The 15,205-nt window shown below is 35.7% G+C and carries 11 protein-coding genes; 5 read left to right on the top strand and 6 right to left on the bottom strand.

The features are described 5' to 3' along the window. The 4 genes from ACNQGJ_RS16115 to ACNQGJ_RS16100 all read left to right on the top strand — a co-directional run. A partial coding sequence (locus ACNQGJ_RS16115; RefSeq protein ID WP_417980389.1) for a T9SS type A sorting domain-containing protein occupies positions 1-2,353 on the top strand: 2,353 nt, incomplete at its 5' end. An 897-nt stretch (positions 2,354-3,250) separates the two neighbouring features. Further along, positions 3,251-4,717 carry a glycoside hydrolase family 130 protein gene (locus tag ACNQGJ_RS16110; protein WP_417974831.1) on the top strand — a complete coding sequence of 489 codons (1,467 nt, stop codon included), beginning with the start codon at positions 3,251-3,253 and terminating at the stop codon, positions 4,715-4,717. A 630-nt stretch (positions 4,718-5,347) separates the two neighbouring features. Continuing rightward, on the top strand, positions 5,348-6,490 hold the full coding sequence (locus tag ACNQGJ_RS16105; RefSeq protein ID WP_417974829.1) for a saccharopine dehydrogenase family protein: 1,143 nt from the start codon (positions 5,348-5,350) through the stop codon (positions 6,488-6,490). A gap of 485 nt (positions 6,491-6,975) precedes the next feature. Beyond that, the gene (locus tag ACNQGJ_RS16100) at positions 6,976-8,526 is read left to right on the top strand and encodes a DUF4394 domain-containing protein (protein ID WP_417974827.1); all 1,551 of its coding nucleotides are present in this window, start codon (positions 6,976-6,978) and stop codon (positions 8,524-8,526) included. Positions 8,527-8,805: 279 nt separating this feature from the next. Here ACNQGJ_RS16100 and ACNQGJ_RS16095 read toward each other — a convergent pair whose 3' ends face one another. Further along, positions 8,806-9,705, bottom strand: coding sequence for an MBL fold metallo-hydrolase (locus tag ACNQGJ_RS16095; RefSeq protein ID WP_417974825.1), 900 nt, complete (start codon positions 9,703-9,705; stop codon positions 8,806-8,808). Between the two features lie 339 nt (positions 9,706-10,044). Between ACNQGJ_RS16095 and ACNQGJ_RS16090 the strand changes: the two genes are divergently transcribed. Then, positions 10,045-11,040 (top strand): metal-dependent hydrolase, encoded by a 996-nt coding sequence (locus ACNQGJ_RS16090; RefSeq protein WP_417974823.1) that lies wholly within the window; start codon positions 10,045-10,047, stop codon positions 11,038-11,040. Positions 11,041-11,074: 34 nt separating this feature from the next. Here ACNQGJ_RS16090 and ACNQGJ_RS16085 read toward each other — a convergent pair whose 3' ends face one another. From ACNQGJ_RS16085 to ACNQGJ_RS16065, 5 genes are all read right to left on the bottom strand, one after another. Then, positions 11,075-11,668, bottom strand: coding sequence for a 2OG-Fe(II) oxygenase (locus ACNQGJ_RS16085; protein ID WP_417974821.1), 594 nt, complete (start codon positions 11,666-11,668; stop codon positions 11,075-11,077). 161 nt (positions 11,669-11,829) lie between these two features. Continuing rightward, complete coding sequence (locus tag ACNQGJ_RS16080; RefSeq protein ID WP_417974819.1) at positions 11,830-13,293, bottom strand: AAA family ATPase; 1,464 nt, start codon at positions 13,291-13,293, stop codon at positions 11,830-11,832. 43 nt (positions 13,294-13,336) lie between these two features. Beyond that, positions 13,337-14,455 carry a vWA domain-containing protein gene (locus tag ACNQGJ_RS16075; RefSeq protein WP_417974817.1) on the bottom strand — a complete coding sequence of 373 codons (1,119 nt, stop codon included), beginning with the start codon at positions 14,453-14,455 and terminating at the stop codon, positions 13,337-13,339. A gap of 105 nt (positions 14,456-14,560) precedes the next feature. Then, complete coding sequence (locus tag ACNQGJ_RS16070; protein WP_417974814.1) at positions 14,561-14,944, bottom strand: YchJ family protein; 384 nt, start codon at positions 14,942-14,944, stop codon at positions 14,561-14,563. A 29-nt stretch (positions 14,945-14,973) separates the two neighbouring features. Beyond that, positions 14,974-15,204 carry a hypothetical protein gene (locus ACNQGJ_RS16065; protein WP_417974812.1) on the bottom strand — a complete coding sequence of 77 codons (231 nt, stop codon included), beginning with the start codon at positions 15,202-15,204 and terminating at the stop codon, positions 14,974-14,976. Between the last annotated feature and the right edge of the window lies 1 nt (position 15,205).

The raw sequence follows: 15,205 nt of genomic DNA, 5'->3' as shown, positions 1-15,205 counted from the left end.
TACCATTACAGCAACTGGAGGAACAGGAACAATGATGTTTTCAAGTGACAATGGAGCGACTTATGTGGCTTCAGGAGTATTCACCGGTCTTACCGCTGGTACGTATACTTGGAGAGTGAAAGATGCCAACGGTTGTGAGAAAACAGGAACAGTGACTATCACTATCCCTACTACTATCACCGCATCTGCCGTTGCCAATAATCCACTTTGCTTTGGCACAGCCAATACTGGCTTTACCATCACTGCAACAGGAGGAACAGGCACATTGATGTATTCAAGTAACAACGGGTCTACTTATGTAGCTTCGGGAGTATTCACCGGACTTACCGCAGGTACGTATACTTGGAGCGTAAAAGATGCTAACGGTTGTATTAAAACAGGAACAGTGACTATCACAATCCCTGTTGATATTACTGCATCTGCCGTTGCCAATAACCCACTTTGCTTTGGTGCTGCCAATACCGGCTTTACCATTACTGCAACAGGAGGAACAGGCGCATTGATGTATTCAAGTAATAACGGTGCTACTTACGTGGCTTCGGGAGTATTCACCGGACTTACCGCTGGTACGTATACTTGGAGCGTAAAAGATGCTAATGGTTGTATTAAAACAGGAACAGTGACTATCACAATCCCTGTTGATATTACTGCATCTGCCGTTGCCAATAATCCACTTTGCTTTGGCACAGCCAATACCGGCTTTACCCTTACAGCAACAGGAGGAACAGGCACATTGATGTATTCAAGTAATAACGGTGCTACTTACGTGGCTTCGGGAGTATTCACCGGACTTACCGCTGGTACGTATACTTGGAGCGTAAAAGATGCTAACGGTTGTATTAAAACAGGAACAGTGACCATCACGATCCCATCAGCGATTGTAGCTTCAGCAACACCAGCAAATCCTAGATGTTGTAATGAACCAGATGGTTCAATTACTCTATCCATTAGCGGCGGAACAAGCCCTTACATGGTGAATTTCAATGGTGGTGGCTTCGTAGCACAAACCTCTCCAAAAGTATATACAGGTCTTACAGCTGGTACATACACTTGGGTGGTAAGAGATGCTAATAATTGTATCTTTACAGGCGGCACGGTTACATTAATCAATCCACCGTTGTTAGTAGCATCAGCAGTTTTAGTTAATCCTATCTGTAATGGTGGAACCGATGGTTCAATCACTATTACTGCTTCAGGAGGAACTGGTACACTGATGTATTCTATCAATCAAGGAGTGACTTATCAAGCTTCCAATGTATTTACAGGACTTGCAGCAGGAGAATATAAATGGAGAGTAAAAGATGCTAATGATTGCTTATTGAAAGGCACGTTTATCTTAACCACTCCGCCAGCTGTAATCGTATCAGCAACTCTTGTGAATCCTAAATGTAATGGTGGAAACGATGGTTCATTCACTTTGAACTCAACAGGAGGTAATGCTCCATTAATGTTCTCAATGAATAATGGAGTTTCTTACCAAACATCTAATGTGTTTAATGCACTGGTTGCTGGACAATACAGTTACGCGGTAAAAGAGGCCAACGGCTGTGTATTAAGAGGAATGGTAAATTTGATCAATCCACTAATGATAGTTGCATCAACCACACAAGTAAATCCTAAATGTAATTTCGGAGCCGATGGTTCTGTCACAATTACAGCAACAGGAGGAACGGGAGTATTGATGTACTCTAAAGATGACGGATTAAATTATCAAACATCTAATGTCTTTAACGGTTTAGCCGCTGGAGAGTTCAAATGGGTAGTAAAAGATGCCAATAACTGTATCTTGAGAGGAACTGTTACTTTACTAAATCCAGCGTTAATCGCGGTATCAGTAGCGACAGTAAGTCCTTCCTGTTGTGATGCATTAAGAGATGGCTCAATTACTTTGAACGCCACTGGCGGAACAGGTAACTTGATGTATTCTATTGATAATGGAATTTCTTACCAAACATCCAATATCTTCGGCAACTTATCCGCTGGAGAATTTAAATGGGTGGTGAAAGATGTTAATAACTGTCAAATCAATGGCACCGTTACTATATATAACCCAAGTGATCCAAATGCTAGAACAGTAAGTACAAAAACCACAACCGCTGATTTTACAGCTTATCCTGTTCCTTTCAAAGATGTTCTTACAATCAGATATGATTTTGATTACACTTCTGATGTAAACATAGAAGTCTTTAATGTACAAGGGGTTATGGTGCTTTCTAAAACTGAGACTAATGCTTATTTAAACAAAGAAATCACGCTACACCTTCATACATACAAAGGACAGGAGCAGGTTTACATTGTGAAACTGACTACTGACAGAGGAAGTAGTATGAAAAAAGTAATGTCGGCTAAATAACATTTAATATTTACACTAGTCCTATAAAATATTGAGAAGGATCCTAGTATTCATTAAGCCTCGAAAGTAAAAACTTTCGAGGTTTTTTTTTATTATCTCGTCAGAAATAACGATTTTCAAAAAAAAGTATGACCTAATAAACCATCGATCATCACTTCATTTACAGACCTAATAGTATGTTTCTTATAAATCACAAAAATAAAATTGTAATCTAATTTTATAAATAATGTCCAGAATACGGCAAAATTAGCGTACAATAAGAAAAAATAGGTCTCTTCTTCTCTACAAAAAAAAAGATAATTCATAAGTTTTGGATGCTCTGTTTATAACTATATTTATTAAATTATTAAAACTTAAATTATTAATCCTCAAAACTAAGCAACGTTTTTAAAAAATTAAAAGCTCTAGGTTACTGATAAATTAACTTTAAGTTTTTAAAATTAAAGTAAAGTGCCGACGGAAATCAAAACTTAAAATTCGATCCTATCGAACGTCAGGTCCATAAAAAAGCATTTATACTGTAAACCAAATATTAACACTTATTTTATTATAATTGTTGTAATTTTGAAATAGTCACTTTACTGTAGTTTCAACTTCTAAAAGTCACAATTACCTAAAGCGGTCCGTCATTAAACCATCAATAAAATGGTTTTAGAATAAAAAATAGATTTTTATTCGTTAAGTATCCAATAAATCTTCTTCATCAACCAATTGGCTTCTGTATCAAAAATAGGTAAGTTAGATATAGAAGTAACTGGGAACAAGAATGGATTTCAAACATATACCCTTGTAAGTTCATCTAAAACATCAGCGAGCTATGGGTAACATACCATAAACGACTTTTTATCATTATATAAAAAAGTGCACTTAATTTTATTATAATTTAAAAATAAAGCTATGCGAGTTCCAGTAATCCGAAAAAATATAACATTTACACCTGATTCCAGAAGAGTTGTTGCCAGATACTTCATAAATGGTGATCAACGCACCCAAAATATGGTGAGTCGTATAATGATTTTGGATGAAAAGCAAGTAATTAACACCTTGGAACATACACTTCGTGAATTTGCCAGAAGGCATCGAAACATTTCTAGTACATTTTTTAAGCATTGCGAAAAAATTAGAAACGTAATTGAAGGGATGCAAATTAACTACGAAGGCCTATCTCAGGAACGAAAAATGCTTATTGGTTCCTATTGTACAATGGAGTACTCGATAGAATCTGCCGCCATTTTTAATCCATCCATTGTGGAAGATTTCGATCAGTCTGATCTCGAAAAGGGAGAGAAGCGTGTGATTATTTCTTTCCGTGCTACCGGCGAAGGTCATATTTCATCCATTGTTTTTAGAAGAGGAATATTGGACAATAATAATAACCTTAAGGTAATGAAAATTGGTAGTAACATTGATAAAGCAGAGGTTGTACATAAAACCTTGTATAACAAAGAACGATTTTTGATGAAATTAGCTGAAATGCACACTTCTGATAAGTATTCAACCCGCATTATGCAAGATCTACCGGCTGAATTTGAATATTCGGTATTAAAAATTCTGGTTAATAACGCATTAAGCGACCCAAAGATTCGGCAAGAAAGGAGAACAGCGCTTGAAGAAGTGATGTGGTTGGCGGATTCATTTTATGATTTGCAATTTAAACACGATTCCGATATTACCGAACGTGTTATATTTCCAATATCAGATTCTGAAAGTCGTGGTATTGAAGATGCCCGCTTTGTGTGTTTTGTGGATGACAATCAATCATGTAAAGTAATGGCTACATATACGGCTTATAATGGTCACGTCATTCTTCCAAAACTGATTTCAACGGAAGACTTTTATACATTTCGGGTCATGCCCTTGTATGGAGCCGGTGCACAAAATAAAAACTTGGCATTATTTCCTAGAAAGATTAAGGGTAAGTATGCTATGTTGTCTAGAATTGATGGCGTTAACAATTACCTAATGTATTCCGATAGGCCTACACAATGGAATAATCCAGTTTTGCTTCAAGAACCTCGTTATACATGGGAATTTACGCAAATTGGAAATTGTGGGTCGCCACTGTGGACCGAAGAAGGCTGGTTAGTTATTACTCATGGTGTCGGTGCCATGAGACGATATTGCATCGGTGCTTCGCTGTTTGATCTTGATGATCCCTCCAAGGAAATTGGACGACTGAAAGAGCCCCTCCTTTCACCCCTAGAAGATGAACGTGAAGGCTATGTACCAAATGTAGTATATTCATGTGGATCCATTATTCACAACAACAGCTTGATATTGCCGTATGCCGTATCAGACTATTCCTCTACTTATGGAGTTGTCGATTTAATAGAATTAATCGAGGCTTTGAAGAAAAGCCGATGATTGTCTAGGTCAATACCGTTTTTACTTATGTAATTGATAGGAATTAAAATGATTTTAAAAATGGTTGTCAAAAACTTGTGTAATTAGATTAGTAATAGCTACAGTCAACAAAGTAAGATAGTTTTTTGCTGATTCTGAAATACGTTTACTTGTTTTTGTATTATGTTGTCCAGATTGGCGGTTTATCTTTAAATCCTAAATCAACTTCTTTATATTTCTGATGTGTTATGTCAAAAGACTTTCGATTTTGGAATCCGATTATCTGAAAGTGATACTACCAAAAGAGAGAATCTCAAAAATAGAAGTTTGTAAATTAAACCATTGAGCATTGTCATATTTTGTATGTGAATACATTTACTTTGGATAAAAAAAAATTAAGTACCTCAACAGATACATTTTTTTTTATACTGTCCGGGCTGGCTATCCACTGCAAGTCCGCAGGGATCAGTCCATAAAACAAGACCTAAAAGGAGCTTCCTGCGGTCGCTATTTTAGGACTTGTTTTATAAAAGGACTTCCTCCTTTGCGGGCTTTTCGTTGCTATCCTTGACAGAGAAACCAACATTTCAAAATGATCAAATTACTACCTAATGCAAAAGCTTAACCAATAAAAAATGGTATCTTTAAAATATGAAAAAGCACCACACTATTATTATTGCCGGAGCTGGGGGAATTGCCGAAGCTGTTGGTTTGTTATTGATGGAATGGAGTACAGTAACTCCTACTATTTTTATTGGTGACAGAACTCATTCAAAGGCAAAAAAAGTCGTTCATTGGATTCAGGAAGGAACAACAAAAAATGGGTCTATCGAAGACTTTCATCTAGCTGAAGAAGGACTATCGGATGAAATGAAGACCATCTTTCTTCAAGGTGATATCATTCTAGACTGTCTACCGGGTAGCCAAGCTCCACGAATAGCACAGTTTGCTAAAGATTATAACCTACATTACGCCAATCTAACAGAGTACGTGACAGAAACCCAAGAAATAATAGCTTTGGCAAAAGATGCCAAAACTGGTTTTGTACTTCAAACTGGTTTGGCTCCTGGTTACATCGATTTACTCGCCAATGGACTCTTTCAACAGTTTTGCAAAGATTTTGGCGTAGATCAAGTTGATAAACTGGAATTTAAAGTTGGAGCCTTGACCAATCATGCTGTTGCCCCACATTATTATGGCTTTACTTGGAGTCCGGTGGGTGTAGCTACGGAATATCTGGAGGATACCATTGTACTTAGAAACTTTATAAAAACGACATTACCATCTTTATCAGAAAGAAAAAACATTATTATTGATGGAATCACGTACGAAGAGGATCTTACTTCAGGGGGCGCTGCTGATTTGCCGGATGCTTTATCGGGAAAAGTGCGATCCCTCGACTATAAAACCTTGCGTCATCAAGGGCATTACACCTGGGTGCAGGAGCAATTGGATAATCTAGGCAATACTCCCAATGCCATCGTAAGCCTGCAAGAAAAAATGGAAGCTGTAATTCCTCATATTGAAGACGACCAAATTATTTTGTACGCGGCAGTTGAAGGTAAAGATGCGACAGGCATATTACGCAGACGAGAGATTGCAAAATGCATACTTCCTCAAAAAGTGGGAAAACATCAATTGCGAGCCATACAAACAACTACTGCAGCTCCTTTGGCGCAAGCAGCACAATTATTACTCGAAACCCCGCATCGCGGAGTTGTATTGCAAAGTCAAATAGATTCAAAATCTTTTTTAAACGGGAACTATATTTTAAACGTTTATGGGAAAATATAAATACGGTACTATTTATGTATACGTTTTGAAAATGATACTGATACTTTTTTGAGTTCAAGATTCTTGTTATACTTCGCAATTTAACCAAAACTTAGAGTTACTAAATTTCTAACCACCAGCCTGAAGTAAATTAAATCTATTGAAAAATACTAGCCAGTTGCGAAACACCTTTTGATTGCAGGTACTCGTTTTACATATATTTTATAATGATTTAGGAAACTCTTATCTTTTGGTTCAACGCACTTTTACATTTTAATTTTTTGCTTTTCGTGATGTGCTTCTTAGTGCTGGCAATTTATTTGGTTTTTAAGTGATCATTAGGCAGTCGAATTGCAGATACGCCTTTTCAGTTTTACATTGCTATAAAAAACACAATTATCTGTGGTTCAGTGTAATAAATATTTAAATACAGGGATAATTATCAAAAAATGTGTAATTTTAAGGTTAATAATACGATCATTTATTAAACTTAAAATCTTATAATTATGAAAAAGAATTCCGCCTTAAAAATTACTGGCTTAAGTGCCGCGTTTTTGTTATTCTTTGCTTCGTGCGAAGACAATCAATCTCTAATAGACACGGATAATAATTCCGGCATCTCTTTAAAAAAGAAAATAGAAATACCAGTTATAGATTTCTATGCTTTAGCAGATGGGTCAAAAATTGACAAAATTTCAACTGCTAATCCTGAAGTGGTTTTAAATTCTGCATTTATTTCAGGATTGCAGGTAGACGAAAAAATTCTTTCCATAGATTTTCGTCCGGCTACAGGTCAGCTCTATGGTTTGGGAAGTACCAGCCGATTGTATGTAATTAATCCTGAAACGGGTATAGCTCGGGCAATAGGCACCGGGCCTTTTTCTCCTGCACTTTCGGGGAGTATAGCCGGCTTTGATTTTAATCCTACTGTTGATCGAATCCGGGTGGTAACAAGCACAGGACAAAATTTGCGCCTCAATCCAGAGACAGGTGCTGTAGCAGCCACCGATGGTAGTATAAACGGCGTAACGGGAGCAATGATTTCTGCAGTTGCTTACACTAACAATGTCGCGGGAGCCGCCACTACTACTTTATATGATATTGATGTGGCCACACAAAAACTTTACAAACAATTACCTCCCAATAATGGAACTCTTGTTTTAGTTGGTGACTTAGGGTTACAAATAGTTGGTGAAGGCGGTTTTGATATATCCTATCAGCAAGAGGTAGCATTAGGGATTTTTGAAGTGAATGGCAAATCTACTTTATTTAGTGTTGACCTTAATACTGGTAATGCCGTCGTACTTGCTAAATACATGAAAAAATTGAACTATACCGGAATTGCTATTCCAACCCAAACGGTTGCATACGCTGTTACTGCCATGAATAACCTTTTAATTTTTAATCCTTATAACACGGCAGTAGTTGTAACTAAAGCAATTACCGGAATGTCTTCAGGCGAGACCGTTTTAGGGATAGATTTCAGACCACTTAACGGGCAGCTATACGCACTTGGAAGCACAAGCCGTTTATATACCATCAATGCCAGTACAGGAGCAGCAACTGCTGTAGGAAGCTCAGTTTTTAGCACTAGTTTGTCAGGGACCGATTTTGGTTTTGATTTTAATCCTTTAGTGGATCGCATTCGTATTATCAGCAATACAGGGCAAAACCTTCGTGTAAATCCTATTACTAGTACCGTAACGGTCGATGGGCTACTAAACCCAAGCTCGACAGGAATCTCTGCAGCCGCGTACACTAATAATTTCACTGGTACCGTTGCAACGATGCTTTTTGATATTGATATCAGCAACGATAAACTATACCTACAGAATCCACCCAACTCAGGAACATTAGTAGAAATAGGCAACCTTGGCATTAACGCTGATGCCGCTACCGGATTTGATATTGGTGGTACTACTGGAACTGCTTTTGCGGTTCTCACCTCCGGCGGGGTTACTAAATTGTATGAAGTAAATACCGCTTCGGGAGCTGCTACTGCAAAAGGGAGTTTCGCAACACCGGTTACCGGCTTTACAATCGGTTTGGGATTCTGACATGAAAATGAGTTAATCGTTTAAGATTAATAGTGATATTCTATATTTCCTATTTTTATATCTTATGCCTATTCTTCATTTCCGGTCAATAAGCGATGACTAGATTAGGTTTATGCAAAATAAAAAAAAGGTGTTTGAAAAGTAATTTTCGGACACTCTTTTTTTTTGCAATAGCGAATGATTACAATCAAAACGATCGCTTTCAAAGCTAAAAAAAACCTGTAAAACTCATTTTAGTAGTAGAAAAAGAGAATAAAAGATATCAAAATAATACAAATCTTAAATTCTTCCTTGTTCTTTCAATTTCCAATATCGCAATAAACCATTGACCGACATCCAGCTCGGATTAGCGAACTCATAAGTTTGAATTTCTGTAGGATCAAGGCTTTTGTCCAAAAACTGTTTCCTGGTATACTCCATAAATTTAGGTACAATAATTTCAGGTGGTGTTTGATTGTCGTAAAAAGGTTCAATAAAATTTGCCCAGTCGTCAAGCACTATTTCTAATGCTGACAATAATTCTTCCGGATTTGTATGTAAATCAAAATGTGTTAAATATAAAGCTCTTGGCTTTAAATCTTTTAATTTTTTCAGGGATTGTTTCCATAATTCAATATTAATATCAGGAGGTGGACAAGGCGGTACAACAGGACCATTACCTATTTTTACTCCAGCCACATCACCGGTAAATATCACGTCATTAATTTGATAGGCATTATGATGCACAGCATGACCGGGTGTATACCATACTTTAATTTGAACATCTCCAACGTTTACAACATCCCCATCCGCTACACCAATCAATTGTTTATCGGATATGGATTCCATTTTTCCCCAAAGAACCTCCATTTTATCTGCATAGATCATTTTGGCTGAATTGTATAATTTCTCCGGATTAGCTAAATGTGGAATTCCAATTGGGTGTAAGTATATTTTAGCTCCATTTTGCGCAAATTTCCATGCTGCGCCAGCGTGATCAAAATGAATGTGAGTAAGGAACACATGTTGAATATCTTTTATTTCATACCCTATTTTCTGAATTCCTTTTTCAAGGTATTCCCAAGTAGATTCAGGTCCAGTTTCGATAAGTATCGGACCTTTTTCAGTTTCAATTAAAAAAGCGCCTATGGAATGTTTTTCTGATTGAAAGTGTAAATCAATAGTATGAATTTTATGCATGGCTGGGTTTATTTATGATTGGACAATATAACATATATTTATTTTAAAATCTCTTTTGAACAGTGTAGATTTTTAAAAGAAAAAAATCAAAAGGCTTCTGTTTTTTTCTTCACAAAAAAAACACAGGTTTTGGAAACATGTGAATATTCTGTTTTAATGCGTACATAAAAACAACTATTAAATTTTAAAATTTTAAAAATTATTCGAAAATTGTAACCTTTACAAAACTATTTTATTTTTGAATTACTCTTTTTCAATCACGATGAAGAAAATATAATCTATAACAAAAATTATTATTAAGCCATCAAGATATCTCCTTCTTTCCGCTACATTTGTAAAATGGATTCTTTTACTCAAATCGCTTTAGGAATTGCCATAGCTGAAGTATGTGCGGGCAAAAAACTTAAAAATAAAACAATTTTATACGGTGCAATTTTAGGCACAATCCCCGATTTAGATGTTGTCGTGGGACTCTTTTTAAATCCTGTAGACGCAATCCTGATTCATCGTGGTGTCAGTCATTCTCTTTTTTTATTTCTTTTTTTATCGCCTTTTTTAGGTTGGATTATTTCAAAAACAGAAAAAGATAAAATTAACTTTTTTCAGGCAACTCTCATGGCTTTTTGGTGTTTGTTTACCCATGTATTATTGGATCTGTTTACTTCTTGGGGTACACAAATTTTGTGGCCTTTAGACGATCGGTTTGCTCTAAAAACAATCTTTGTAATTGACCCGCTCTATACCATTCCACTTGTTATCGCATTAATTATGGTCTGGAAAACAAAAGATATTATACTTCGCAAAAGATACATAATGAGAGGATTATTTATCAGTAGTTCTTATTTGCTTTTGTCTTGTTTTATAAAATTATATGCCTTACAGCAATTTGAAAAAGCATTAATAAAACAAGGAATTCAGTATTATGAGATTATCGTAAAACCTACCGCTTTCAATCTTATTTTGTGGAATGTAAACGTAAATACTTCTGAGAATTACCTTTTAGGGAACTACTCTCTTTTTGACACTCAACCTATCTCATTTACTGCTTACCGCAAAAATAAAACCTTAGAATCGCAATTAAAAGGAAATTCGGATTTTGAAAAACTAAAGAAAGCCAGTGAAGGCTGGTATATTATTGCTCAAAAAAAAGAATCGTTATACTTTAATGATTTGCGCTTTGGACTGTTGAACGACAATCCAAAAAATCCACAGTTTGCCTTCAGTTATCAATTTATTGGAAAAAATAATGAATTAAAAGCAGTTGAAGTCAGAAAAAGCAAAAAAGACGGAAAACAACTGCTTCAAAAAATAGTAAAACGAATAAAGGGAAACTGAGCAACTTTTTATTCCTAAATATCTTTTTTAAAGGTTAATCACTTTTTAACCACCCGGTAATACTCATTCTGGTCTTTTGGGTTACCAAAACTTCATGAACTAACTCGTCACTCTTGAAAAAAACAGTTTTTCCTTGTGTGGGAGCAATTTTCTGATTGTTATTTGTCTGATGGATCAGCAATTCTCCTCCGTCACTTTCGTGCCAATTGCTATTCAGATAACTGATCATAGAGTATTTTCGGCTGGGATTATTTTTAAACTGATCCAGATGTTTTAGATAAAAATCCCCCGATTCATACAACGAATAATGGAATTCATAACCAGTTATTCCGGCATAACAAGTTTGGTTCAAATAAATAATAAATGCTTCAATTTGAGCAAAAAATTCATTTTCGAACTCATTATTATGCTTTTTATCCAACCAATAAATCGAATCACTGCGCACCGAGCTGTCGTACGCTACAGCTTCTGAATTGCCTGTTCCCGCATCCATTAACAAACTCTGCTCGTTTAGCACAATCAAATTTTGTTTTAGATCATTAGCTAAAGTGGCACTTAAAAAATGTTCAGATATGCCTACTTTATTTTCAATATAAGTAGCGATCAAAGTTTCAAAGCTATTTTCCATGTTTAATTTTTGTTGACTGTTTAGACTGCCAGCGATACAAAGTAAACTAATAAAAACCAGTAGAGACTTACTCAGAAATAAAATAATTATTTTATACTCTTTTTTTTTACTCAATACTATGCAAAAAAAAGGGGTTTAGAAATAAATCTAAACCCTTTTTATTATAATTTACTTATAAAACTTCCGTAAATATCCTTGAACTGATAACCTTCGGAAAAGCGGTCTTTACTCAATTTTTTATATTCTACTAATCCCCAAAGAATAAATTCTTTCATAAAAAATTTATCTTCTTTTTCCAATTGTGGTTGGTATTTCTTGATTAAAATTTCAAGCGGAACAATACTTCCTAAAATCCTTTCGTATTCTTCATCAGAACAATCATCTAATAATTCAAAGCCACTTTCGGCAAAAAACCACTCAATAATATCTGTATAGGCATTTTTGACATCTTCTTTTTCTAGTTTTTCAATTTTAGGAAAATAAGCCGGGAAAAAAGTATGGATGGCATCGCCCAATAAATGTTGTGCTACAGCGGCAGCTCCCTCCTGCTCTCCCTCGTAAACCAATTCGACTTTTCCGGTAATAGCTGGAATAATTCCCATAAAATCGGACAGACGTAAAGTAGTTTTATCGGCTCCAGACTTTAATGCTCTCCTTTCGGCAGTACTTAACAAATTTTCTAAGGCCGTTATACTCAACCTGGCGCTAACACCACTTTTGTTGTCAATATATTCGCTTTCACGCGCTTCAAAACTGATTTGCTCCAATAAATCTCTGGCTAGAGCAGGAACATAAACCATATCACTTTGAATACCATCAAGTTTAGCTTCTTGCTCAGTGATCGTTCTAGCAATTTTAATCGTTTCGGGGTAATGTGTTAAGATTTGAGAACCTATCCTGTCTTTTAATGGTGTTACTATACTTCCTCGATTCGTGTAATCTTCTGGATTTGCAGTGAAAACAAATTGCATATCCAGAGGCATTCTCAGTTTGAAACCACGAATCTGTATGTCGCCTTCCTGCAAAATATTAAACAAGGCTACTTGGATTCTGGCCTGTAAATCCGGTAACTCATTGATTACAAAAATACAACGATTTGCTCTAGGAATCATCCCAAAATGTATTACACGATCATCTGCATATGAAAGCTTTAAATTTGCTGCTTTTATAGGATCGACATCTCCTATTAAATCGGCAACGGTAACATCTGGAGTGGCTAATTTTTCAAAAAAACGATCATTTCGGTGCAACCACGAAATAGGGGTTTGATCTCCATTAATTTCAATAACGTCTTTTGCAAAGCGCGAAATAGGTTGCAAAGGATCATCATTAATTTCGGAACCCGTCACAAAAGGAATGTATTCGTCCAGTAATTCAATCATTTTACGCGCCAGTCTCGTTTTGGCTTGACCACGAAGCCCTAATAAATTAATGTTGTGACGTGACAAAATAGCGCGTTCCAGTTCTGGAATAACAGTATTTTCAAATCCATGAACACCTTCAAAAGTCGGTTTTCCTGATTTTATTTTTTCTCTAAGATTAGATCGTAATTCATCTTTAATGCTTTTACTTTCATAACCTGATTTTTTTAATTCTCCGAGTGTATTTATATTTTCTATTTTCATGGGTCTAAATTGTCTTTCTTCTAATTTGTTTTCTGTAGTTTTTTTATTTTATTCTCTTTTTACGATTCGTTTCATAATCTTGAAAAATCATTTCGCCCAGACCTTTTAAGCCGGTGTAAAACGCTTTTCCTTGATTGGCTTGGGTAAATTGATTGACAAATTGTTGTAAGTACGGATCGCTTGCAATCATAAAAGTGGTTATTGGAATGTGTAATTTGCGCGCTTGTTGCGCCTGACTGTAGCATTTATCCACAATATATTCATCGAGTCCATTGCTGTTCATATAATACGAACCGTCTTTTTCGCGAACACAACTTGGCTTTCCATCAGTAATCATGAAAATTTGTTTATTAGTGTTTCGTTTTCGGCGGAGTAAATCCATAGCTAATTGCAAACCAGCAACCGTATTGGTATGGAAGGGTCCTACTTTTAGATACGGTAAATCCTTTATGGCAATAGTCCAAGCGTCATTTCCAAAAACCAAAATGTCCAATGTATCTTTAGGATAACGAGTCGTAATCAATTCAGCAAGAGCCATCGCCACTTTTTTAGCGGGAGTGATTCTGTCTTCACCATACAAAATCATACTGTGACTAATATCAATCATCAAAACAGTACTCATTTGAGATTTGTACTGCGTTTCTTCGACAACCAAATCATTTTCGGTCAACATAAAATCCGCTATTCCATTGTTGATTTGAGCATTACGCAAGCTTTCTGTCAACGAAATTCGTTCCAAACCATCTCCAAAATGAAATTCCCGAAATTCGCCGGTGTGTTCATCTCCGTTGCCGGAATGTTTTGTTTTGTGATTCCCACTTCCCGACCGTTTTAAGTTACCGAAAATGTTGTCCAACGCTTGTTGCCGAATGGCCCGTTCAGTTTTGGCTGTAATGCCAGTTCCAGAACTTCCATCTTCTTTGAGTTCATCGCGGATGTACCCTTTTTTCTTTAAATCTTCTATAAAATCATCGATGGTATAATGCTCATCGGTGAGTTTATATTCTTTGTCTAATTCCCGCAACCAGTCTATGGCTTCATCAAAATCTCCTGAAGTATGTGTAATTAATTCTTTGAAAATACCAAAGAGCTTATCAAACGGAGATTGAAATGGAGCTTCGTATTGCTTGAAATAAAATCCTTTTTTATTGTCATTTTTCATAGACTTTAAAATTACATCATTTTAAAATGTAGTCTAGACAAACGTTTACTAATATTTAGTTAAAACATAAAGACCCGATTATGCTGCATTTTTTAGTCAGGAAATCTAATCAAAAAAATTACCGCCGACATAAAACCAACTTCCGTTTTCGAGTATGAAAGTAGAAAATTCGTGGTGAATTTGTTTCTGTCCTTCAATGTCCAAAAAATACGCTTTGAATTCCACGGTATTCTCAGTGGCCTTTATAATTTCTAATTGAAGCCATTGATTTGAAGTGGCCCATTTTAAAATTTCACACTTTGTATGATATTGTCGCTCTGAAATATGCGTAGTATCCAATAAGTATTCAGCGGCATAAGTTGCATAAGCCGAGTAACGGGAACGCATTAATTCTAAAGCTGTTGTTGCTTTTTCAATTCCACTAATAATAGGTTCACAACATTCATTAAAGTTTTTTTGAGAACTACAATGGCATCTTATTTTTGTCATTTTATATTTAAAATATTAAATGCACAACGTTATGACTGTCCGTTTAGTGCAATAATTTTCTGCTGCAATTGATTCAACAATACTTGATACTTGCTGATTTCGATAAGATCTTCATCTTCTTCTGCAAAGTCTAGCAATTCATCTAAACCTTCGCTGACTTCAACTAATTTATTATTAGCTTCTTTGTTGTTTTTGCTGGCAATCAAATCAATTATTTCCTGAACACCTTTTTTTAGATCCGTAAATTTATTGTTTTCCATC

The sequence above is a fragment of the Flavobacterium cryophilum genome, assembly GCF_048286555.1.
In the GTDB taxonomy this organism is placed as follows: domain Bacteria; phylum Bacteroidota; class Bacteroidia; order Flavobacteriales; family Flavobacteriaceae; genus Flavobacterium.
This window is presented reverse-complemented; position numbering and strand designations above follow the sequence as displayed.